Here is a 22,739-nt window from a genome sequence, read left to right on the forward strand (position 1 = left end):
TGGGGTGGGGATGTGAGAGAGGATCCGGCGGGTGGGGTGGGGATGTGAGAGAGGATCCGGCGGGTGGGGTGGGGATGTGAGAGAGGGTGCGTGTTCGGCTACCCCAGGTAAGGGGAACACGCATTGAGGAGTTCGGCGGACGCACAGGGCCTTTGGCGCAGTCACACCGATAGAAACAAACTTTAGGGGGTGCAAATTGGCCAAATGCAAAAAGCCGACGGCTCCCACTCCTTCAGGAGGGACAGCCGCCGGCTTTTCACTGACTAACTAAGGGGAACCTAGGACAAGACGTCCGCGAATTCCTTTTCGAAGAACTGCTTTGGCTTGGCGCCGATGACCGTGCTCTTTACTTCTCCCCCGCTGAACAGGTACACAGCGGGAATGGACGTGATGCCGTACTCGGCCGCGATGGCAGGGTTGTCGTCGACGTTGAGTTTCACGACGTCAACCTTCTCGCCGTATTCAACGGAGATCTCGTCGAGGATCGGGCCGAGCTTGCGGCAGGGTCCGCACCACTCTGCCCAGAAGTCCACGATGACCGGCTTCTCGGAAGCCAGGACATCCGTGCTGAAGCTTGCGTCAGTTACGTCTTTAGCGTTGCTCATAACTTTTCCCTTCGTATGGTTGCTGGTCTGGTGAAGCTCAGGAATGCAGGTCTGCGAGGTAGTGCTCCACATCGAGGGCAGCCACACAACCGGAACCCGAGGCCGTGATGGCCTGGCGGTAGGTGGGATCAATGACGTCGCCTGCGGCGAACACACCCTTGATGTTGGTACGGGAAGTCCGGCCCTCTACGGCAATCGTTCCTTCTGGGGTCAGATCAACTTTGCCCTTTACGAGCTCCGTGCGGGGATCGTTGCCGATGGCCACGAAGACGCCGGTGACGTCGAGTTCAGATTCGGTACCGTCAACCAGGTTCTTGAGCTTGAGGCCCGTTACCTTGTCATCGCCGAGAACGTCCTCAACAGCAGTGTTCCAAATGAAGTTGATCTTCTCGTGCGCCTGGGCGCGGTCGCCCATGATCTTGGAAGCCTTGAGGGTGTCGCGACGGTGGACCACTGTGACGGACTTGGCGAACTTGGTAAGGAAGAGAGCTTCTTCCATGGCGGAGTCGCCACCACCGATGACGGCGATGTCCTGATCCTTGAAGAAGAAACCATCGCAGGTTGCACACCAGCTAACACCGTGGCCCGACAAGCGCTTTTCGTTCTTAAGTCCAAGCTCGCGGTAGGCCGAACCGGTGGACAGGATAATGGCCTTCGCCTGGAAGGTCTCCCCCGTGCCGATGGTGACCGACTTGATGTCGCCGTCGAGGTTCAATTCGGTGACATCCTCGAAAAGAATCTCGGTGCCGAAGCGGGCCGCCTGCTTCTCGAAGTTTTCCATGAGATCGGGACCCATGATGCCCTCGGGGAACCCCGGGTAGTTTTCCACGTCCGTGGTGTTCATCAATTCGCCACCAGCAGTGACGGAGCCGGCAATGAGCAGAGGCTTCATGTTGGCGCGGGCGGTGTAAACGGCGGCTGTGTAACCGGCGGGGCCTGAACCTACGATGATGACGTCACGCACCTGCGATGCGCTGTTTTCTGCAATGCTCACGTGGCGTGAACCTCTTCCTTAGTCGATGCTGCGGCTTTCGGGGCAGCCACCTGACTCAACCCCCTCAACGGTCCAAATATTCCGTTGGATTTGGAGGGCCTAAAACCCACCATCATTCAGGGTACCGTCTGGAGGCGTGGCGAATCGAAGCGGGGACGCCGGATGACCGGTGGCCACAGCAGTCACAAGGCGAACATGCAAAAAGTAAGTGGCAGCAGGTGTCGTTTTGGCGGCTCAAAACGCGCTCAACTGCTACCTAGTTGGGTAAGCGCAGAGAAACGGAACTACTGGACCGTGACCTCGGCCAAGCGCAGACCAAATCCGAACTGGGTCTTGGGAGCAGCAAGCTTAGGCAGCGTCTTGATGACCACGATGACGTACTGGGTCTGCGTGGGAGCAGCCAGCGGCATTGTCAGGTCCGGAGACGTGAAGCTGTTGGTGCCGACGAGCTTGGCGCCGTCCATTGCTGGACGATCGTTGGTGTAGACGCTGATGCTTCCACCCGAGCCGCCCAATTGGTTCAGCACCACTGACTTGACCTCTGTGGGCTGCTTGAGCTTCACGACCAAGGGCATCTCACCCGAGAGTCCACCCCAGTTGGCGGAAGCGAACTCCATGTCGGACCAGTAACTGGCCGGGTTCCCATCAAATGCTTTGGGAAGGTCTTTGTCGAACGATGCAGCGAACGGGAAATCGCCAAGGCGTGTAATGCCATCGATGGCCGGAGGCGTTGCGGGAGCAGCGGTCTCGCTGGGCGTCGGTTTTTCGGATTCGGTGCCCGTGGCCTGCGAGGAAGTCGTTGTTTTGTCTGATGCCTTCGGAGCGCCGCTGGGCAGGAGGCTTCCCAGGTTAGTGACCGCGAGGACAAGGCCCACGATCAACACGGCAGCAAGCAGACCGCCTACGAGCCAACGCAGGGACCGCGGCTCGCGTTCCGGGGTTTCGTCCTCGTAGACCTCTTCATCTTCGTAATCTTCTGTGGCAGCGGCCGACGCCGGGAAGCTGGTAGGAGCACGATCGTAACCAGGATCTGAGCTACCTCCAGCGGTTTGAGCCGCGCCGCCGGCAGCGAGGCCGTAGTCCTCCTCAGACCAGAGGGAAACCTTTGGTTCCCCGGCAGGCTCGCGAGTCGGTGCGGGCTGCGGGTTCACGGGTTGTGAAGCCACAGGCTGCGAAGTGACGGCTTGGGTAGGCGGCTGAACCGGGGCAACGGGTGTAGTAGCAGGCGAAGCTCCGGACGACGGCGACTGTACAGCCTGCGTCCGCGGCTGGGCTTCCGTACTAGCAGCGGCAGCCGATGAACCGGCACCGGAAGCTCCATTCGCGGCAGCCCCGGCGTCGTGGTTCTTGGATCCGGCGTTCTTCAGAGCGGCAGCGGCAGCAACTCCTGCTGCCCCGGCGCCAGCCGCAGCAGCAGCGAGCTTCCCGGCGAGACCACCCCTGGCCGATGACGGGCTGGATGAAGGCATGGGCGGAACGTTACCGGCAGGTGTGGCCGTCGCTTCGCGGGCAGCATCCGATTCCGATTGGATGGGGTAGCCATTTTCGTCGTACTGGATGTACTCGGCTTCGTGCTCGTCGTCTTCGTAGAGGCCGTCATAGGTTTCGGGCTCGTAGGTGCGGGCCTGGCCGAAGATCTCGCTGCCGAGGGTTTCCGTGAAGAACGGTTCCACGTACGGCGGGTGGGTGGCCACCACGAGATCAAGAAGATCCGGCGCAGTGCTGTGGTTGGTGATCAAGTAGGTGGTGTTGTCGCTGACTCCGAGGTCCAGGATCTGGACATGGCCAGGGCGCTCCCCTGTCGCGACCTCGCGGGCGCTCTGTGCTACCTGCTCGGCATTTCCGGGACCGGCAACGAGGATGCTGACGGGGCGGTTGAGGACCTGGTCCACGCCGTCGAGCACCAGATCTTGGTCATGCGAGGTCAATACGGTGGCCGTGACCTTATAGCGGCCGCCAAGCACTGATCCGACGTCGATCGGGTGGGACACGTGTTCCTCCTAGGCTGTCCGGGAGCTGCGGGTCCTGCACGCGGTCCGCCCGGCGAGCCGGTGGTACCGCTTTTGCAACTACCTGTATTCATTTCTAGCCTAGCCGATTGGCGCCCGCCGCCCATGTTGACGGCACCGGTTCACTTCTTCCGCTTCTGCCTGGTGTGCTGTCCAGCTTCCCCGTTGGCGGGAAAGTAGGGATTGTGGCCAGGATCGCCTTGGTAGGTTCGCCTGCCCGGCAACGGGACCTGCGGGTGGAACCTTCCCCCCTTGGCCGTGCTCGGTACGTCCTCATCCGGCAGATAGGTCGTGTGTAGTTCTTCAGAGCCGGAGGTGTCAGAAAAGTCTGAAGTTTTGGTTAGAGCCTCGACGGCGGGCTCCGGTTCGAGTGCCGGTCCGGCCCTGAAGGAGGCAGCATCGAACTCGCCCGAGATGCGCGGAATCAAACCGGTATCGTCCGAGACTGTGGCGCGTGCCGACGTCGTGGGTTCAGCAGCGGCCCCTGCCATGGCAGGTGCGCCGCGGCCAAAGCGGCCCATCAGCGGGCGCATGAGATCGCGCAGCTCGGTGACGTGGAAGACGCGAAGCAGGAGCAGGTAGGCCACCAGCATGACGGGCCCGACGACGACCACGGTCACCAAGGCGGCCGGTCGGCTGCTCCACGCGAAACCGTCGGCACGGTAGGCGCCCAGGAGCCACAGCGCCAGCGCACCCGCAATCGCGGATCCAAGGCCGGCGTAGCCCATGCGGATGTAGGAGTTGGCGATTCGCGGACCGTCGAGGTGGCCCAACATGCGGCGCAGGAACACGACGCTGATCACCACGGACAGGATGTTGCCCAAGGTGTAGAGAACCGCGATCGCATAGATGATCTGGCCTACGGGAAGGAACTGGATGAAGAAGGCGCCCACTACATAAACGACGGCGAGCAACAGCTGCACGTAGAGGGGTGTGCGGGCGTCCTCGTTGGCGTAAAACACGCGCGACATCATGAAGTTTGCGCTCATGAACGGCGTGCTCAACGCCAGGATGGTGAGCGTCTGGGCCAGCATGACGCCGTCCTGGGGCTTCCCGCCGGAGAAGAACATGCCCAGCGGGCCAGCCAGCGCGAACAGTGCCAGGGCTCCAAAAACTGTCGCGACAGCCATGGTTCGCAGTCCATGGGAGAGCGCGTCACGCAGTTCGGCCTTGTTGCCATCCTGGGACGCCCGCGTCATGCGGTTAAAGAGGACAGTGGCCAGCGACAGGGCGATGATCGAATGCGGCAATAGGTAGAGCTGGCTCGCAACTTCAAGGACGGCGTTACCTGGGAGAGTGGAGGCCGCTGTGGTCTGGCCTGAATTGTCCAGCCGGAGCCGCTCAGCTCCGGGAATGGTGGCAATTTTCATGACGTACAGGAACGCCAACTGTCCGACGGCGGCAGTCAGCAGCGTCCATACGCTCAGCTTGGCTGCCTGGCCCAGTCCAACGCCGCGCCATCCGAAGCGTGGCCGCAGGCCCAGTTTCAGCCTCATGACGGGAATCATCAGGATGGCGGTTTGGGCGATCACGCCGAACGTGGAGAACCCGGCAATCAGGAATGTCTGGGTTGGTCCCCAATTATCCAACGTGTGCGGATTGGTGTAGTTGGCACCCAGAATCCAGATGAACATGCCCAAACCGGCGATTGCCACCACGTTGTTCAGGATGGGAGCCCACATGGCGGGGCCAAATGCGCCGTGCGCGTTCAGGACCTGTGTAAGAAGGGCGTAAAGGCCGTAGAAGAAGATCTGTGGAAGGCACCAGAACGCGAAAGTGACCGCCAGGGCCTTCTGCTGTTCCGAGTAGCCCTGCGTCGTTAAGTCGATAACGACGGGCGCGGCCAGTGTGACAAGGGCCGTCAGCCCCAACAGCACCAGAACAGCCAGGGTCAGGAGCCGGCTGATGTAATCGGCGCCGCTGTCCGCACCCTTGCTGGCCTTAATGATCTGCGGGACCAGGACGGCGTTGAACACGCCGCCAGCCACCAACAGGAAGATCAGGTTGGGAAGGTTGTTCGCGTTGATGAACGTGTCATTGACCGTTGAACCCAGGCCGAGTGCAGCGCCGAGCATCCACGTTTTGGCGAAGCCAAGGAACCGGGAAACCAACGTTCCGGCCGCCATGATGGCGCTGGAACGTGCTTCTCCGGATTGAACGGACTGGGTAGTTTTGGCTTCAGACATCGCCTTTATCGTCCCATGCACCCGGGTCAGAGGTGTTCGGGAAGCACTTCCCGTGCCAAATCGGCGATGCGCCGTTCATTCGGGAAGGACAATTTGCGCGCCAATTCCTGGATCGGAACCCATGCGGCGTCCACGGCCTCCTGGTCCGGATCATTCTCGATGGTGAGCTCGCCGCCGGTGGCCTGGAGCAGAAAATGGTGCACGGTCTTGTGGACCCGATGGCCGCTTACGGTGAACCAGTAGTCGATGCTGCCCAGGGGCGCCAGGATGTTGCCCTCGATGCCGGTTTCCTCGGCGATCTCGCGGACGGCAGCTTCCTCGTTGTTCTCCCGACCTTCCGGATGGCCCTTGGGCAGGCACCATTCAAGCCGGCCACCCCTATTAAGGCGGGCGATGATCGCGACCCGGAGTTCGCCGTCGGACGTGTCTACAACGACACCACCCGCCGACACTTCCTCCACAGTGGGAAGCGAGGCCTGGACCGGGTGCTGCGGGGCAGGCGCGACGTGGGCGCCGATTGCCGACGGCAACGGTGCGTTCGTCCTCCTGCCAGGAGCGCTCGGGATCGGATTGGCCATGAAGTCCACTCTAACGACTCTTGCCCTCGAGTGATGACCGGGACATGGCCGCAAGATGGACTGCAGGAGACACGCGTTATGGGTCCGCTGGTTTTCGGATGCAACTCTGGCCCAATGCTGCGGAAAAATCTGCCAAGCTTAAGGAACTATGGCGCACGTATTGGACAGCTCTTCAGTTAACTTCACCATCGATCCGGTGGTGCTCGATCTCGGGCAGCGCTTTGTCGATGCCGGCTTCGAGCTGTCTTTGGTTGGTGGACCTGTGCGCGACCTTTTCCTGGGGAGGACGTCCCCGGACCTGGACTTCACCACAGACGCGACGCCCGAGCAGACGATCTCCGTCATCAAGAAGTGGGCGGACAACTTCTGGGAAATCGGACGGGCCTTCGGCACGATCGGGATGAAGAAGAACGGCTTCCAGATCGAAGTCACTACCTACCGCGCCGAGGCCTACGATCCCGACTCCCGTAAGCCCGTAGTCGCCTTTGGCAACTCCTTGACGGAGGACTTGCTGCGCCGCGACTTCACCATCAACGCCATGGCCTTGCGCCTGCCGAGCCTGGAGCTGGTGGACCCTTTCGGTGGCGTCCGGGACCTCCACGCCTCCGAACTCGCCACTCCCGGTGCGCCCGAGGCCTCCTTCTCTGACGACCCGCTGCGCATGATGCGTGCCGCGCGTTTCGCCTCCCAGTTGGGCGTGTCGGTTCACGACGACGTCCGGCTCGCCATGTCCCAGATGGCCGATCGCATCAAGATCATCTCCGCAGAGCGCGTTCGTGACGAACTGGTCAAACTGATTAATGGCGCGCACCCGCGCGTGGGCATCGATCTCTTGGTGGACACCGGGCTGGCCGAGTTTGTCCTCCCCGAGGTATCCGCGCTTCGCTTGGAAGCCGATGAACATCACCGCCACAAGGACGTGTATCAGCACTCGCTGCAGGTCCTCGAACAGGCGGCCTCGCTGGAAACCGGTGCGGACGGTCCGGTACCGGGCCCCGACTTTGTGCTTCGGTTCGCCGCATTGATGCACGACGTCGGCAAGCCGGCTACGCGCCGGTTCGAACCGGGCGGTGCGGTGAGCTTCAGGCATCACGACGTTGTGGGTGCGAAGCTGACGGCAAAGCGAATGAAGGCGTTGCGTTTCGACAACGAGTCAATCAAAGCCGTTTCCCGCCTGGTCGAATTGCACATGCGGTTCTATGGCTATGGAGACGCTGGCTGGACAGATTCTGCCGTCCGCCGCTACGTGACCGATGCCGGTCCGCTGCTGGAACGCTTGCATCGGCTCACCCGATCCGATGTCACCACGCGTAACCAGCGCAAGGCCGACCGCTTATCCTTCGCCTACGATGACCTTGAGCATCGAATCTCTGCGATCTTGGAGCAGGAATCGTTGGCGGCTGTCCGGCCTGACCTCGATGGAGCGCAGATCATGGCGCTTCTGGGGCTAAAGCCAGGTCCTGTCGTCGGCAGGGCCTACAAGTTCCTCCTGGAAGAACGGATGGAACACGGTCCGCTGTCCCCGGAGGAAGCTGAGAAGAAGCTCTTGGCGTGGTGGGAAGCGCAACCCGAGTCCGCCGTCGTCGAACCTTCAACCGAAACTGCCGCAGAAACCAAGGAGTCCTCATGAACGCCGCGATCTCCCCGCGTCCGCAACTCTGGATCCTTCGCCACGGCGAGACGGAATGGTCCAAGAGCGGCCAGTACACAGGTTTGACCGACCTTCCCTTGACCGTCGAGGGTGAGCAGCAGGCTGTCGAGGCGCGCAAAGTCCTTGAGGGCATCGACTTCGACCTCGTTCTGACCTCACCGCTGCGTCGCGCCCGCCGCACGGCTGAACTGGCAGGTTTTCCCGATGCTGTCCATGAGCCGCTGGCGGTGGAATGGAACTACGGAGACTACGAGGGCGTCAGCTCCGACCTCATCCGCAAGGACAATCCGGACTACCTCATCTGGACGGACGGCGTGCCCAACGGCGAAACGCTGGACGAAGTGGCCGCCCGCGCTGACAAGATCATTGGACGTGTCCTGGAATCGGGCATGGATAATGTCCTGGTAGTGGCACACGGGCATTTCTCCCGTATTCTCACAGCGCGTTGGCTGGAAATGGACGCCAGGGAAGGCCGCCACTTCATTCTTGGAACTGCCAAGGTTTGCACGCTTGGATGGGATAAGCGGACGCCGGCGATTGTCCGTTGGGGCCTCTGAAACGCGAATTTAGGAAAACTTTGGCTAAATAGCGAATTGCGCTGGCCAAGACTCCTATTCATGGGGTAGCTTATATCTTGTTCCCAGAGCGACCCGCCGGGAACGAGGCGCGCATTACTCCGATTAATCAGTCGGAACGTAATGCCACAGCGGAAAAGGAGGTTGGGAAAAATGATTACTTTGACTAGCGGATGGAATGTGAACGTCACTGCTACCCCGGCCTCTTGCGCTGATCGACGCCCTTTTTCGAAGCATTTTTCGAAGCGCTGACCACTCCCTGAACCACCGGACCGGCTCCAACGTCGGCGGTCTTCATGGCCACCCGTCAAGGGTGGCATTCTGAGCAGTCAGTTGTAGGCGCAGACCCACGCAACAAGCCGCGGGTGCGCAGTTTCCCCAAAGTTCGGAACCAGCTTCTTGTTGGGGACGACTGCACGAAGCACACGCAATTGTGCACGGTCACTCGCTGCTCCCGTATAGGTCTGCCCACTCCCCTTATTATCGTCGGGCTATTTGCGCGCGCTTTTATGCCTTGATTTCTCCTGAACTCAATTGGCTTTATTTGTTGTGCCCAATTCCGGCAATTTCCTGCAATGAAAGGAGGTGAACCATATGCCTAAGCGCCCCAAGGAGCTGCGCTTCTACAAGAGCAGCGATGCTCCCAAGGAACGCACGCTTTTCAACGACCAGTTGCTCAAGCAAGGTCGTGAAGACGTCTTCGTCGTCCTGCACCAGATGGGACTCATCCGTTGATGCCCTTCAGCCCTTTCGAAGGAGTTTCCGGTGCCGCAGATGCATGCTGAACCCCAGGAAGCCCACGCGGCTACGCGTGGGCTTCCCCCTTTCAACTGGTCTGCTCTGGTGGCGATAGTTAAGCTGCCTGACTGTAAGCTCGATTTATGCAGGAGACGAAGCCGCACCGGCAGCGAAAACGTGCCCGCTTTGTGGTTCCAAGCCGCAGCGACTCCCTGCTTCGTAACTTCACGGAGGTTGTAGGTGGGCCCTTGGGCCGCCACTCGGCCCCAGGACAGATCTCCCCCGCACCGTTCACGGTAGAACGCGTCCTCGTTATCCTCACCGTGATCGCTGCTTTGCTGGCGGTGCTGGCGAAGGACTATTGCCGGGTCAACGGCTGGGAGACACCAACACAGTTTTACGCCACGTGCTACTCCGACTTCCCCGAGCTCTTCCGCAACCGCGGCCTGGGCGATGGCGTGTTCCCCTTCTTCACGCAAGGCAGCTTGTTTGAGTACCCGGTCCTGATGGGGATCGTCGCAGGACTGACCGCACTGCTGGTGCCTGGCCAAGGGGTGAGTAGCGAACGCATTCTGGGTTACTTCGACGCCAACGCAACGCTGATCGTTGCAGTATGGATAATCACCGTCCTCCTGACCGCCCGAATGAACAAGCGCCGCCCCTGGGATGCCGCCATGGTGGCTTTGGCCCCGGGAATCGTCCTTGCGGGGTTCATCAACTGGGACATGTGGGCGGTGGCCCTCCTCGCGCTGGCCATGTACTTCTTCTCCCGCGACAAGTTGATCCTGGCGGGAATCTGCATCGGGCTGGGAACAGCCACCAAGCTGTACCCTGTCCTCATTCTGGGTGCCATTTTGGTGTTGGCCCTGCGCAGTGGCCGTTTGAGGGCCTTCTTCATGACAGCCGCCGCGGCCGCTGCGTCATGGCTGGCCGTCAACCTTCCCATCGCGGCAATGAACCCTTCGGGCTGGCGCTACTTCTTTGAGTTCACCCAGGAACGGCCCGCCGGATATAGCTCGCCCTGGTTCGCGTTCAACCTCGTTGCCGATCGGCTTCAATGGAGCCAACTCAACGCCGCCACGATCAACTCGCTCGCACTGAACCTGTTCGTCATTGCGTGCGCGTTGATCGGTGCCCTGGCTTTGGCGGCGCCCAGGCGCCCGCGCCTCGCCCAGTTGGCCTTCCTGATTGTGGCCGCGTTCATCCTCACCAACAAGGTGTACTCGCCCCAGTTCGTCATCTGGCTCATTCCCCTACTTGCACTCGCGAGACCGCGCTGGCGGGACTTCCTGGTCTGGCAGGCCGCCGAAGGTCTGCACTGGGCCGCCATCTGGATGTACCTGGGCCAAGCGACCAGCGGTGGGTCCGTGCAGCACAACATAGACATGTCCTACTACGTCCTGGCCGTGGCCCTGCACATGGTTGCAACGGCGTACCTGATGGCAAGGGTTGTGATGGATATCTGGGATCCATCGCAGGATCCCCTACGTGCTTTGGGCGAAGACGATCCGCATGGCGGGCCTTTCGAGGGCACCAAGGATTGGCTCAGGGTTAACGTTCTCCACCCGTCCACGTCGGTTCTCCCCTGGCGTTCAAGGGTTGAGCCGGCCGAGCCTGAAGCACCCCGGCAGTTGGAGGTGGGTAGCGATGGCTGATGTCGCCGTCGTCGGTTCTGGTCCCAACGGTCTGGCTGCGGCAGTGACCATGGCGCGGGCAGGGCTGGAGGTACATCTGTACGAGGCCGCCGATGCCATCGGAGGCGGAACCCGGACAAGCGAGCTGATCAAGCCGGGACATCTGCACGACGTATGCTCCGCAGTGCATCCAATGGCAGTGGCGTCTCCTTTCTTCAAGGAATTCAATCTTTCGCAGCGCATTGAGCTGCGCGTGCCCGAAGTCCAGCACGGGACTCCTCTCGACGCGGGCGGAGCCGCCCTCGCTTACCAGTCTTTGGAACGGACAGCGATGGAACTGGGGGTGGATGGTCCAGCGTACCGTCGGCTGATTGCGCCGCTTCTTGCGCGCGTCAATGGGGTGGTGGACTTTACGTCGAACCAGTTGCTCCGTGTGCCCAAGGACCCGCTTGCGGCTGTGTTGTTTGGTCTCGCGACCCTGGACCAAGGAACACCGTTCTGGGGACGGCGCTTCCGTGAAGAGGCTGCTCCGGCCTTACTGACCGGCGTGATGTCCCACGCTTTGGGCTCGCAGCCCGCGCTCAGTTCGACCGGTGCCGGACTCATGCTTGCCGTCCTGGCCCACGCCGGCGGATGGGTAGTGCCCGTGGGCGGTTCCGCAGCAATTGCAGGTGCGATGGCCGAGGACCTCATTGCCCACGGCGGAAGCATCCACACCGGTGAGCGCGTGGATTCTTTCGATCAGGTCAGGCCGGCAAAGGCGATCCTGCTGGATGTTGCACCCCCGACGCTCGCACGTCTGGGTGGCGCTGAGATACCCGACAACTATCGTCGGGCTCTGGATGCATTCCGCTTCGGGAATGCAGCCTGCAAAGTGGACTACATCCTGTCCGAACCCGTTCCCTGGCTGGCCTCTGGCCTGAGGCGGGCTGGGACGGTTCATGTCGGCGGTTCGCGAATGGCCATGGCCGAATCCGAGAACCTCGTGGACATGGGCAAACACCCAACGGAGCCCTACGTACTGGTTTCCCAGCCGTCCCTTGTGGACCCGTCGCGGGCGCCGGCGGGACGACACATCCTGTGGACGTATTGCCACGTGCCAGCTGACTCTGATGTGGACATGGCTGAGGCTGTCACCGCACGGATTGAGCGATACGCGCCAGGCTTCCGGGACGTGGTGGTTGCCTCGAAGACCACGACGGCGGCCGAATTGGCCGCCTACAACGAAAACTACGTGGGGGGTGACTTCAGCGCGGGTCTGTTGGATTTGCGGGGCCTCGTGCAGAGGCCAGTGGTGTCCAACGTGCCGTGGCGTACGCCCATGCCGGGCGTCTATCTGTGTTCCTCTTCCACCCCACCCGGGCCTGGTGTTACGGGGATGCCCGGGTACCATGCGGCGAAACATGCCCTCAAGGACATATTCCAGCTACCGGTACCCGGGCTTGGCCTGACTGTGGGTTAGGCCAGGCTGCTGTTTAGTTTGCGGCCGTGAAGCGTGCGCGGCGGTGAGCCGGGCTTTCGATTTCATCCAGCATTGCAACGGCGTAGTCCTGCGAGGAGATGCTGGTTCCGGCGGGGGAATCCTTGGCCACGTTGTATTCGCCGGTACGCTCGCCGGGTTGGATAACGGGAGCGGGAGCAAGTACCGTCCAGTCGACGTCCTCGGGAGTCTGCTTGACGGCTTCCAGTGCCTTCGCGGCGGTGGTGGCTTCCGCTTTGTACGCCTCGGGGAAGTCCGGGGAGTCGAGGAGCCGGACGCCGTCTACCTCAAGGGTGCCTGCACCGCCAACGATCATGAGGCGGGTTCCTTCGGCGTTGCTGTAAGCAGTGGCCATGGCATCGAGCCACTCTCCGTGATCCCCGCCGGTGCGGCTGGGACCCGTAGCCAGCACAACGACGTCGTGGTCCTTTGCAATGGAGGCAAAGACCTCAGCGTCGCCCAAATCGGCAACCTGGGCAGTTGCGCCGGCGATCTCGGCGCCCTTGCGGGAGATAGCCGTCACTTCATGGCCGCGGGTGATGGATTCATTGACGATTTCACTGCCGACCATGCCTGTTGCGCCGTAGACTGCGATTTTCATGACTCTCCTTTGGGTTGCTATCCTTGCGATAACACAAAGGTATCTATTGGATACTGATAGCTTCAAAGGAACTGAGTTACCTGATGGATACTAACGCCCTGCCAGGCAACATCCTGGATCCCAATTGCCCATCCCGCGTGATCTTCCAAAGAATCGGCGACAAGTGGGCGTCTTTGGTGATCCAAGTCCTCGGTGATGGGCCCGTGCGGTTCTCGGAGCTGCGCAAGATGGTCAACGTTGTCACGCCGAAGGTCCTCACGCAGACGCTTCGTGCCCTGGAACGCGATGGGCTCATTACGCGGACCGTCCACGCTCAGGTGCCGCCGCGAGTGGATTACGAACTTACTCCAATGGGCGAATCCCTCCTGCAACCCCTCACACTTTTGCGTCAGTGGGCCGAGAGCCACGTGCCTACGATTCTCGAAGCCCGCGACGCCTACGATGACGCGCAGGATGAAGCTCTCCTCGGCTCCCCCTAGTAAGTCGCAGCTGAGCGCGTTCTGAGCACGCAAAACGCGCTCAACTGCGACCTAATTGGGCAGGGCGGACGGGAGTACGGCGCGGCTGATTCGTCCATCCCGCATGGTTGCGACGGAGTCAGTCAGAGGGAGAAACTCGGTGTCGTGCGTAACCATCACAGTAGCCGTGGAGAATTCGTCCGTTATCCGGCGCAATAACCTGACGATCGATTCGCTGCGTTCGTGGTCCAGTGCTGCGGTAGGTTCGTCCACCAGCAATACGGTGGGGCTGCCCATGAGGGCCCTCGCGATGTTCACCCTCTGACGCTGCCCCCCGGATAGCTGGTGTGGCCTCTTGTTTGCCGATGCGCCCAAACCCACAATCTCCAATAGTTCATGTGCTTTGCCAAGGGCCTCACGGACAGCTTTGCCACGAAGATGGTCCCGGATCAGCAACTGCTCGACGGCGGTCAGCGACGGAAGAAGATTTGGCTGCTGGAAGATGATGCCGACTTTGTCGCGCCGCAGGGCCGTGCGTTCGGCCTCCTTTAGCGCTGAAACGTCCTGGCCGTCGATAACGACGAGTCCGGAGGTGGGCTTCACGAGCGTGGCCGCAACAGCCAAGAGCGAGGATTTGCCGGAACCGGACGGACCCACCAAGGAGAGGAACTCCCCCCGTCCAACTGCAAGATCTACGGCGTCCAAAGCCTTGAGGGTTGAGTCGCCGTCGGGGTATTCCAGAGTGATGTTGATGAGATTCAATGCATGCGTCATGATTTATGCCTTCCTGGGAATGTTCAAGATCTAGTTGCCGCCGAGGGCAAACAGTGGATCTACTTTGGTTACATTGCGGACCGCGAGGACAGCGCCGCCGAGGCCCAGGAGGACGACGCCGACAACCGGTGCCAAGGTGGTAAAAGGCGTGACGAGGAACGGCGCCGCGGTGGCCGCGAGAAGTCCGCCTGCCAGACCTAACAAACCGCCACATGCGGCGCCGGCCAGCAGCACGATCGCCGCCTGAGCCAAGGCATCACGCAGGACATACCCGGAAGAGCCGCCGAGGGCTTTCAGGACCGCAATGTCACGCGTCCGCTGCACTGTCCACACGGTAAGGAAGGCCACGATCACCAAGGCAGAGATTCCGTAAAGAAATGCCTGCATCAGCATGAGCGAGCCGTTCTCACTCTTGTAGGAGGCGAGAGCCTGGAAAGAGCCGACGGGATCCATGCTCACCGTTCCAGCCGCAGCGTTGGCGGCATCAACGCTGACGGAGGCACCGGCGTCGTAATTTATGGCCAGGACCGTGGCGGTGCCCTGGGGAGCGTGGGCGATGTTTCGCCAGGTGTCCAGCGTGGTCCACACGACGCCGGTGTGCGAGTACCACTGGTCCTGCACAACCTCTGAAACAGTCAGCTCCGTACCACCGACCCGGACGCGGCTGCCAGCCTCAAGCGTCAGTTCCTTCGCAAGGGTTTCGCCGACGACGACCGTCCCGTCCTGAACAGGGGCAGGAGCCGTCGAACCGCCAAAAACTGCCACATTTGCCGTGCCTTTAGGAGCGCCATCCCCGGCCAAGGATTGGAAGCGGGTTTGGCTAATGCCCACCGCCTGTGCCGATGACACGCCGGGTTGTTCCCGCCAGGCCTCGAGCTGGGCAGTGGAAACCTCAGACTCGGTGTAGGAGGCCTTCGGCTCCCCGCCCGCCGGTGTGCCGAAGACGATCTGCTGTGCGGGCAATGATTCAATGGCCGACGTCGACTGGTTTCCGAGTCCGGCAGTAAGCCCCGAAAGCATGACCAGCAGCAGGGTAATAAGGGCCACAACACTCCCCATGAGCGCGAAGCGGCCCTTGGCGAAGCGGATGTCGCGTATGGCGAGAAACATCAGAATCCTTTGCTTGGATGCGGGCTTGATCCCGTCTGAATCCACTCTTCCGGCCAATGGATCCGGACACATCGGGAGCCCGATGGATTCGCGCACATCAAGGGGTTGAACCGGCCATCATCCGATTGGTTGATTCCTGCTTCACCACGCGGAATTTTTCAGGGAGCGGCGCAAGGCCGGGGATAGGCTGGGACGCATGCAGGAGACTCCTACGGGCACCGCCACAATCCTCCGTGTGCTGCGGATAAGTCTCCATGTGGGCTTCGCGGCGCTGCTTTTGGTGGCAGTGGTGCGGCTCCTGGCAGGCACTGCGGGCAGTCCGTCGCCGGTGGCGGTCATTGCTGGACTAGGACTGTCAGCCGCCTTGGCCCTGGTGTATCTCGTGGGAACCATCCTTGAGAAACGCCACGCCAGCAATGGCTCCCGATTCGATCCCACACCATACTCCGGCTGGTGGCTTGCTGCCGTGATGGTCTTGTGGCTGTTGCTTCTCCTGGTCAGCAGCGATTTCGCATGGGTTGCCTTCCCACTCTTCTTCCTCCAATTGCACGTACTCCCCCGGTGCCTGGCCCTGCCGGCAATCGTCGTGAGCACCGCTTTGCTGATTGGCGCCCTGTGGTTCCACAGCAGGGGCGCGGCCGACGGCGGTCTGCAGCTTGCGATGGTCCTGGGACCCATGTTTGGAGCTGGCTTTGCCGTGGTCACCGGGTTGGCATACCGTGCCTTGTTCCTGGAAGCCGAGAATCAACGCGTTGTTGCTGACGATCTCCGACGAACACGGGCAGAATTGGCCAAAACCCAGCACGATGCCGGGGTCCTCGCGGAGCGCGAACGGCTGGCCCGGGAAATACATGACACTTTGGCGCAGGGATTCTCCAGCATCGTTCTGATGGGGAGGTCTGCGGGGAAAGCCTTGGACGAGGGGGATGTGAAGGCCGCGAACGAACGGTTGAGGATGGTTCAGGACACCGCTTCGGCCAACCTTGCCGAGGCCCGGAGTTTTGTCCGTGATCTCCGGCCACCTGCTTTGGAGGAGTCCAATCTGGTGGACACGTTGCGCAGGCTTTGCGAGAAAACCGAGACCGAAGCAGCCGCCCGGGGAACCGCACTGCGCTGCCGCTTCGAACTTGTGGGCACCCCCTTGGACTTGCCCAATACGTACCAGACCACCCTGCTTCGGGCCGCGCAGGCCTCCCTGGCAAACGTGTGGGCCCACGCCCGTGCGAGTGCCGTCGTCGTGACCTTGTCCTTCCTCGGCTCTGAGGTAACACTGGATGTTTTTGACGACGGCGTGGGTTTTGAACCGTCGAAGGCGGCTGGCAATGCCCGCGGGGACGGCACCGGCGTCGGACTTCAGGGCCTTCGCGAACGGTTGGCGGCGCTGGAAGGCAGCTTGGATATAGAGTCGGCGCCTGGCGAGGGAACGGTGGTTGCCCTTCGGGTGCCGCTGCCTGCCGGGAATGGTGCGGCATGAGTGAGATCCGCATCCTCCTGGTGGACGACCATCCTGTTGTGCGGGCCGGCCTCCGGGCAATGCTCGCCGATTTTCCTGGTATCAGCGTTGTGGCCGAGGCGGCGGACGGTGATGCGGCGCTGGCAGAACTGGGTAGGTTGAACACTCTGGGTGAGCCCGTGGACCTGGTGCTGATGGACCTGCAAATGGGTAACGGTATGGACGGCGTGACGGCAACAGGCAGGATCAAAGCCGGCGAGGCCGGGACTCCCCCGCCGCCTGTCCTTATCCTCACCACTTACGACACGGACGCTGACATCCTCGCCGCTGTCGAGGCCGGTGCCAGCGGCTATATGTTGAAGGACGCCCCGCCTGAGCAGATCCAGCAAGCTGTGGTGTCCGCTGCCGCTGGTCAGACCGCGCTGGCACCGGAGGTGGCAGCCCGGCTCATGGGCAGGATCCGGAATCCCTCCCCTGCATTGAGCCCCAGGGAAGTCCAGTTGCTGGAACTCCTGGCCACTGGGATGGGCAACCGCGCCATGGCGAAGCAGTTGTTCATTTCCGAGGCAACAGTGAAGACGCACTTGGTGCACATCTACTCCAAGCTCGGCGTGGACAACCGAACGGCGGCGATTGCCGTGGCGGCGCAACGCAGGATCATTCGCCAGCGTTAAAAGTCATTTTCGGTGGACCCGGGGGTGGGACGGGTCCGGGGTGTGGGCGCGACAAGAAAGTGTCAGTGGAACGGGGCATAATGTCGCAAATGGGGAAAATGAAAACACGGAATCTTGTTCTTGGCTTGGTGGCGCTGGTGATGGCTGGTTCGCTGACCGCCTGCGATGACGGCCGCGCGGGTGCCGAGGGTGCAGCGAAGCAGTTGGCCTCCTCGCTTGCCGCGCTCGACGTCGGTTCGCTCACCGTGGAGGGCAAGGACGCTTCCGCGGCCAACGATCAACTCAAAGCGGTGTTTGAGGGACTCGGCGCCAAGCCATCGGTTCAGTCAGGTGACGTGAAGCTCGACGGCGAGACAGCCACCTTCCCTTTGAACTACAGCTGGAACATTGGCTCGGCCAAATGGGAGTACAGCTCCGCGGCTACGTTGAAAAAGTCCGGCGACAAGTGGGCTGTTCAATGGAAACCCCAGCTCCTTGCGCCCGAACTTTCGGAGGACGAGACCCTCTCCGTTAAGACTGTTCCTGCCCAGCGCGGACAGATCCTCGGCGCAGGGGATGCCCCCATTGTGGAAGACCGCCCTGTTTTCCGCGTTGGTATCGACAAGACCAAGCTTGCCGCTAATCAGGCCGATGCCTCCGCGCGGGCTATGGCTGCCTTGCTCGGCCTTGACGTTGAAGAGTACGCCAAGCAGGTGGCAGCCTCGGGTCCGCAAGCTTTCGTGGAAGGCATCGTCCTCCGTGCCTACACCCCCGAAATTACCGAAGCAAAGATCACTGCCATTCCGGGTGGCGCGAGCATCCTGGATTCCATGGCGTTGGCACCAACACGCACTTTCGCCCGGGCGCTCCTGGGAAGTGTCGGCCAGGCCAGTGCGGAGCAGATCGAAAAGTCCAATGGTGCCCTGAGGGCCGGGGACGCGACAGGAACCGGCGGCCTTCAACAGAAATACGATTCTCTGCTCCGCGGAAAGGACGGCGTGGAGGTAGTCGCCAAGCAGGAAGCGAAGTCGGAAGGCGAGACCCCGGCAACAAAAGTGTTCTTCTCGTCCCTTCCAGTGCCTGGAACAACCCTCAAGACCACGCTTGACCTGAAGCTGCAGCAACTGGCTGAAGAAACGCTTGCCGGAGTAGGGCCAGCGTCCGCCATTGTGGCGCTGAAGCCTTCTACTGGAGCTGTTCTGGCGGCCGCATCCGGTCCGGGCAGCAACGGCTACAACACGGCGATGCTTGGCCAATATGCGCCGGGCTCCACGTTCAAGATCGTCGATTCCCTGGCGCTCTTCCGCGACGGCGCCACGCCTGATTCCAAGGTGGAATGTACCCCCACCCTGACGGTTGACGGCAGGACCTTCAAGAACTCCGAGGGCTACCCGGAAAGCTCCTTGGGCTCTGTTACGCTGCGGGACGCTTTTGCGCACTCCTGCAATACCGCTTTCATCAATGCCCGTGACACCGTCAGCCAGGACCAGCTCGAGTCTGCCGCGATGGCATTGGGCGTGGCCGTGGAAGCGCCCAAGCTGGGAGCCGACGCCTTCCTCGGTTCCGTCCCCGGAGCGGCAGAGGGAACCGAGCACGCGGCATCCATGATCGGCCAGGGGAAGGTGCTCTTCTCCCCGCTGTCTGCGGCGATCATGGCAGCCTCTGTTGGCAACGGCGCTCCGGTTTCGCCTCAACTCGTGCTGAACCCTGAGGCCCAGAACTCCAGCGCCACGTCCACGCCCACGGAAAGCGGCAGCGCGCCGCCGTCGTCCGCTTCCGCCAGCACGGCGCCCGCATCACCGCCCTCAACCAAGCCGATCACCAAGGAAGAAGCCGCTGCACTGTCTGACATGATGCGGGCAGTGGTGACCTCCGGGCACGCAGGATTCCTCGCCCAGGTACCGGGAGCGCCCGTTGGCGCAAAAACGGGAACTGCCGAGTTCGGCAATGACGACCCGCCCAAAACGCACGCCTGGATCGTTGCGGTCCACGGAGACCTGGCGGTTGCTGTGTTCGTGGAAGACGGCGGGCTGGGTGCGACCACCAGCGGGCCGTTGTTGAAGTCGTTCCTCACCGCCGCCGGCTAAATCGGGAGAAGCTATGCAAAGCAGCACGCAGTGCGTTGTGGTTGGTGGAGGACCGGCCGGGATTGTGCTGGGCTTGCTGCTTGCCAGGGCCGGAGTCGAAGTCACTGTGCTGGAGAAGCACGCCGACTTCCTGAGGGACTTCCGTGGCGATACCGTGCATGCTTCCACCATTCGCCTGCTCGATGAGCTGGGGTTGGGCGAAGGTTTCCGGCAGCTGCCGCAGAGCAAGCTCGGCAATTTCCAACTGCCTGCAGGGACCGGGGATTCAGTGATCCTCGCTGATTTCGGGCTCCTCAAGGAGCCGTACAACTACGTGGCCATGGTGCCCCAGTGGGACTTGCTGAACTTTCTGGTGGAGGCAGCCAAGCAGGAACCCACCTTCACACTTCGGATGAACACTGAGGCGACAGAGCTGCTCCGCGATGGGTCCGGCGCCGTGACGGGCGTGGCCTACAGAACCCGGGATCCCCTGACGGGCGAAACCGTGAGGACGGGCGAAGTGAACGCTTCATTGACGGTGGCATGTGACGGTCGTAGTTCCGTACTTCGTTCACGGGCAGGTTTGATCCCACGCGAATTTCCGGTGCCGTTCGATACCTGGTGGTTCCGGCTTCCGAGGAATGCGGACGAGAGGAAAGCCGTGGCGTCGATTGCGCCCAGCTTCGGGACCTCGGACGTGCTGCTGAGTTTGACCCGCAAGGACTTTTATCAGATCGCCTACCTTGCGGCGAAAGGACTGGATCCGCAGTTGCGGGCCGAAGGCGTAGAGGCGTTTCGCGCACGCATCGCCAGATTGCGGCCAGATCTTGCCGACCGCGTGGACAACATTGGCTCCATGGATGATCTCCACCTGTTGGACGTGAAGCTCAACCGCATCTCCGAGTGGCACAAGCCAGGCCTCTTGCTCGTTGGCGATGCTGCGCACGCGATGTCCCCCGCCGGCGGCGTGGGGATCAACCTGGCGGTGCAGGACGCCGTCGCAGCGGCCCGGATCGTTGCTTCCCCGCTCCTGAGCAAAACGCTCGACGACGATCACCTCGCCGCCGTCCAGAAGCGGCGGTGGGCCCCAACCGTGATTGTGCAGACGTTTCAGCGGGTGCTGCATCGCGTGATCTTCGCACAGGTCATGGCGGGCAAGCAGCCAAAGCCGCCCAAGCTGTTGCTCTTTGTGCTCCGTAATTTTCCCAGCTTCCGGAAGTTGCCTGCACGGATGATTGCCTTCGGCCCACGACCCGAGCATGCACCCCAGTTTGCCCGGCGAAAGCCTGACGCTTAGCCCGCTCGGGCACACAGGCCAAGTTCCGCCGTCGAGCCGTAATACCTGGCCGTGGGAAGATTGGGCGGTGGCCCATATTGACGTTTCCTGCATCGACTACTTCCTCTCCGACGGCACCCAGCTGCTCAACGGCGTGACCTTCAAGGTGCCTGACGGCACCAAGACCGCGCTGATTGGACCCAACGGAACCGGCAAGACGACGCTGTTCAAGATCATTTCCGGCGATCTCACACCCGACGAAGGCGTCGTGGGCAAATCCGGGAACATGGGCATCATGCGGCAGTTCGTGGGGCAAGTCCGGGATGAATCAACTGTCCGGGATCTGCTGGTTTCGACGGCCCAAGCCGGTCTCGCGGCAGCTGCCAAGGCTGTAGAAGACGCAGAGCTCGCCATGATGGAGCACGACGACGAGCCCACCCAGATGAAGTACGCCCAGGCGATCGTGGATTGGGGAGACGCCGGCGGTTACGACGTCGAGACCGTCTGGGACGAAGTGTGCATGGCGGCTTTGGGAATTTCCTTCGACAAAGCACAGTTCCGACGTGCCTCCACGCTGTCCGGTGGGGAGCAGAAGCGCCTCGTGTTGGAAGCCCTCTTCGCTGGTCCGGACGAACTCCTGCTCCTGGACGAACCGGACAACTACCTTGACGTCCCCGGTAAGCGCTGGCTCGAATCCAAGCTCAACGAATCCAAGAAGACCGTGCTGTTCATCAGCCACGACCGCGAGCTGCTCAACAACGCCGCCGGCCGAATCGTGACGCTGGAACCCGGCATCAACGGTGCCGGAGCCTGGATCCACGGCGGCGGTTTCGGCTCCTATGTAGAGGCACGCGCCGACAGGAACGCCCGATTCGAGGAACTCCGCAAGCGTTGGGACGAGGAGCACGTGAAGCTCAAGGAACTCGTCAACATGTACAAGAACAAGGCCGCGTTCCGGTCTGACATGGCAAACAGGTACCAGGCAGCACAGACCCGTCTTGCCAAGTTCCTGGAGGCTGGACCACCCGAGGCCCTGCCAATTGAGCAGAACGTGAAGATGCGCCTCAAGGGTGGGCGAACAGCAAAACGCGCCGTCGTGGCGGAGAAGCTTGAACTGACTGGACTCATGAAGCCGTTCTCCACGGAAATCTGGTTCGGAGACCGTGTGGGCGTACTCGGTTCCAACGGTTCTGGAAAGAGCCACTTCCTGCGCTTGCTCGCCACCGGTGGCACCGACCCCGAGCGGGAGCACTTGCCGGTGTCGGACGTTGTCATTGCTGAAGTGCCGCATGAAGGAACTGTGAAATTGGGCGCCCGGATCCGGCCCGGATTCTTCGCACAGACTCACGTTCGCCCTGATCTGCTGGGCCGGACGTTGTTGGAGATCCTGCACCGCGGCGACGAACACCGATCAGGCTTGCCCCGCGAAGCTGCGGCAGGTGCTCTGGACTCCTACGGATTGGCCGGCCAATCGGAGCAAAAGTACGAGTCCCTGTCCGGTGGCCAGCAGGCGCGGTTCCAGATCCTCCTGCTGCAGCTGTCGGGGGCCACGCTTTTGCTCCTTGACGAGCCTACCGACAACCTGGACCTGCACTCCGGCGAAGCCCTGGAGCGTGCCATCGATGCTTTCGAGGGAACGGTCCTGGCCGTCACCCATGACCGCTGGTTCGCCAAGTCCTTTGATCGGTTCCTGATTTTCGGCTCAGATGGCAAGGTCTACGAGTCCGAGGAACCCGTCTGGGATGAGAAGCGCGTGGAGCGCGCCCGCTAGTCCCCACGTTCTCTCACATCGTTGCCCTTTTGGCCGGATGCTCTCTCACTTTCCTGACGCAAGGGAGAGAACATCCGGGTATGAGGAGTGGGATGTGAGAGAGCATCGGGCGTTAGGCCTGGGGATG

At 61.7% G+C, this 22,739-nt stretch carries 19 protein-coding genes; 11 read left to right on the forward strand and 8 right to left on the reverse strand.

Features of this window, described 5'->3' with window-relative positions; all coding sequences use genetic code 11:
- Positions 1 to 278: 278 nt before the first annotated feature.
- The 5 genes from trxA to AB4Y87_RS15790 all read right to left on the reverse strand — a co-directional run bounded on the left by trxA (position 279) and on the right by AB4Y87_RS15790 (position 6,324).
- Positions 279 to 605, reverse strand: coding sequence for a thioredoxin (gene trxA, locus AB4Y87_RS15770; protein ID WP_216924410.1), 327 nt, complete (start codon positions 603 to 605; stop codon positions 279 to 281).
- Positions 606 to 642: 37 nt separating this feature from the next.
- On the reverse strand, positions 643 to 1,599 hold the full coding sequence (gene trxB / locus AB4Y87_RS15775; RefSeq protein WP_442005259.1) for a thioredoxin-disulfide reductase: 957 nt from the start codon (positions 1,597 to 1,599) through the stop codon (positions 643 to 645).
- Between the two features lie 284 nt (positions 1,600 to 1,883).
- Positions 1,884 to 3,590 carry an ABC transporter substrate-binding protein gene (locus AB4Y87_RS15780; RefSeq protein WP_442005260.1) on the reverse strand — a complete coding sequence of 569 codons (1,707 nt, stop codon included), beginning with the start codon at positions 3,588 to 3,590 and terminating at the stop codon, positions 1,884 to 1,886.
- A gap of 140 nt (positions 3,591 to 3,730) precedes the next feature.
- Entirely contained in the window at positions 3,731 to 5,794 is a 2,064-nt protein-coding gene (gene murJ, locus AB4Y87_RS15785; protein ID WP_442005261.1) for a murein biosynthesis integral membrane protein MurJ, read from the reverse strand.
- A 26-nt stretch (positions 5,795 to 5,820) separates the two neighbouring features.
- A complete protein-coding gene (locus AB4Y87_RS15790; RefSeq protein WP_442005289.1) occupies positions 5,821 to 6,324 on the reverse strand; it encodes an NUDIX hydrolase in 504 nt (167 codons plus the stop codon).
- A gap of 196 nt (positions 6,325 to 6,520) precedes the next feature.
- Between AB4Y87_RS15790 and AB4Y87_RS15795 the strand changes: the two genes are divergently transcribed.
- The 5 genes from AB4Y87_RS15795 to AB4Y87_RS15815 all read left to right on the forward strand — a co-directional run bounded on the left by AB4Y87_RS15795 (position 6,521) and on the right by AB4Y87_RS15815 (position 12,432).
- On the forward strand, positions 6,521 to 8,002 hold the full coding sequence (locus AB4Y87_RS15795) for a CCA tRNA nucleotidyltransferase (protein ID WP_442005262.1): 1,482 nt from the start codon (positions 6,521 to 6,523) through the stop codon (positions 8,000 to 8,002).
- On the forward strand, positions 7,999 to 8,580 hold the full coding sequence (locus AB4Y87_RS15800; RefSeq protein WP_442005263.1) for a histidine phosphatase family protein: 582 nt from the start codon (positions 7,999 to 8,001) through the stop codon (positions 8,578 to 8,580). The genes AB4Y87_RS15795 and AB4Y87_RS15800 overlap by 4 nt, the downstream gene beginning before the upstream one ends.
- A gap of 612 nt (positions 8,581 to 9,192) precedes the next feature.
- Entirely contained in the window at positions 9,193 to 9,333 is a 141-nt protein-coding gene (locus AB4Y87_RS15805) for a hypothetical protein (RefSeq protein WP_442005264.1), read from the forward strand.
- Between the two features lie 146 nt (positions 9,334 to 9,479).
- Entirely contained in the window at positions 9,480 to 10,991 is a 1,512-nt protein-coding gene (locus tag AB4Y87_RS15810) for a glycosyltransferase family 87 protein (RefSeq protein WP_442005265.1), read from the forward strand.
- Positions 10,984 to 12,432, forward strand: a complete 1,449-nt coding sequence (locus AB4Y87_RS15815) for a phytoene desaturase family protein (protein WP_442005266.1) — start codon at positions 10,984 to 10,986, stop codon at positions 12,430 to 12,432. Before AB4Y87_RS15810 ends, AB4Y87_RS15815 begins: the two co-directional genes overlap by 8 nt.
- A 13-nt stretch (positions 12,433 to 12,445) precedes the next feature.
- Here the strand turns inward: AB4Y87_RS15815 and AB4Y87_RS15820 are convergent, their stop codons facing one another.
- A complete protein-coding gene (locus tag AB4Y87_RS15820; RefSeq protein ID WP_442005267.1) occupies positions 12,446 to 13,051 on the reverse strand; it encodes an NAD(P)-dependent oxidoreductase in 606 nt (201 codons plus the stop codon).
- Positions 13,052 to 13,134: 83 nt separating this feature from the next.
- On the opposite strand from AB4Y87_RS15820, the gene AB4Y87_RS15825 reads away from it, so the two are divergent.
- The gene (locus tag AB4Y87_RS15825) at positions 13,135 to 13,530 is read left to right on the forward strand and encodes a winged helix-turn-helix transcriptional regulator (RefSeq protein ID WP_442005268.1); all 396 of its coding nucleotides are present in this window, start codon (positions 13,135 to 13,137) and stop codon (positions 13,528 to 13,530) included.
- Positions 13,531 to 13,581: 51 nt separating this feature from the next.
- Here the strand turns inward: AB4Y87_RS15825 and AB4Y87_RS15830 are convergent, their stop codons facing one another.
- On the reverse strand, positions 13,582 to 14,283 hold the full coding sequence (locus AB4Y87_RS15830; protein WP_442005269.1) for an ABC transporter ATP-binding protein: 702 nt from the start codon (positions 14,281 to 14,283) through the stop codon (positions 13,582 to 13,584).
- Positions 14,284 to 14,313: 30 nt separating this feature from the next.
- Positions 14,314 to 15,393 (reverse strand): ABC transporter permease, encoded by a 1,080-nt coding sequence (locus AB4Y87_RS15835; RefSeq protein ID WP_442005270.1) that lies wholly within the window; start codon positions 15,391 to 15,393, stop codon positions 14,314 to 14,316.
- A gap of 196 nt (positions 15,394 to 15,589) precedes the next feature.
- Between AB4Y87_RS15835 and AB4Y87_RS15840 the strand changes: the two genes are divergently transcribed.
- The 5 genes from AB4Y87_RS15840 to AB4Y87_RS15860 all read left to right on the forward strand — a co-directional run bounded on the left by AB4Y87_RS15840 (position 15,590) and on the right by AB4Y87_RS15860 (position 22,612).
- On the forward strand, positions 15,590 to 16,867 hold the full coding sequence (locus tag AB4Y87_RS15840; RefSeq protein WP_442005271.1) for a sensor histidine kinase: 1,278 nt from the start codon (positions 15,590 to 15,592) through the stop codon (positions 16,865 to 16,867).
- The gene (locus tag AB4Y87_RS15845) at positions 16,864 to 17,520 is read left to right on the forward strand and encodes a response regulator (RefSeq protein WP_442005272.1); all 657 of its coding nucleotides are present in this window, start codon (positions 16,864 to 16,866) and stop codon (positions 17,518 to 17,520) included. The genes AB4Y87_RS15840 and AB4Y87_RS15845 overlap by 4 nt, the downstream gene beginning before the upstream one ends.
- An 89-nt stretch (positions 17,521 to 17,609) precedes the next feature.
- Positions 17,610 to 19,586, forward strand: a complete 1,977-nt coding sequence (locus tag AB4Y87_RS15850) for a penicillin-binding transpeptidase domain-containing protein (protein WP_442005273.1) — start codon at positions 17,610 to 17,612, stop codon at positions 19,584 to 19,586.
- 13 nt (positions 19,587 to 19,599) lie between these two features.
- Entirely contained in the window at positions 19,600 to 20,862 is a 1,263-nt protein-coding gene (locus AB4Y87_RS15855) for an FAD-dependent oxidoreductase (RefSeq protein WP_442005274.1), read from the forward strand.
- A gap of 67 nt (positions 20,863 to 20,929) precedes the next feature.
- Positions 20,930 to 22,612, forward strand: a complete 1,683-nt coding sequence (locus AB4Y87_RS15860) for an ABC-F family ATP-binding cassette domain-containing protein (RefSeq protein WP_442005275.1) — start codon at positions 20,930 to 20,932, stop codon at positions 22,610 to 22,612.
- Positions 22,613 to 22,739: the final 127 nt, after the last annotated feature.

It is taken from the genome of Paenarthrobacter sp. RAF54_2, assembly GCF_052113945.1.
In the GTDB taxonomy this organism is placed as follows: Bacteria; Actinomycetota; Actinomycetes; order Actinomycetales; family Micrococcaceae; genus Arthrobacter.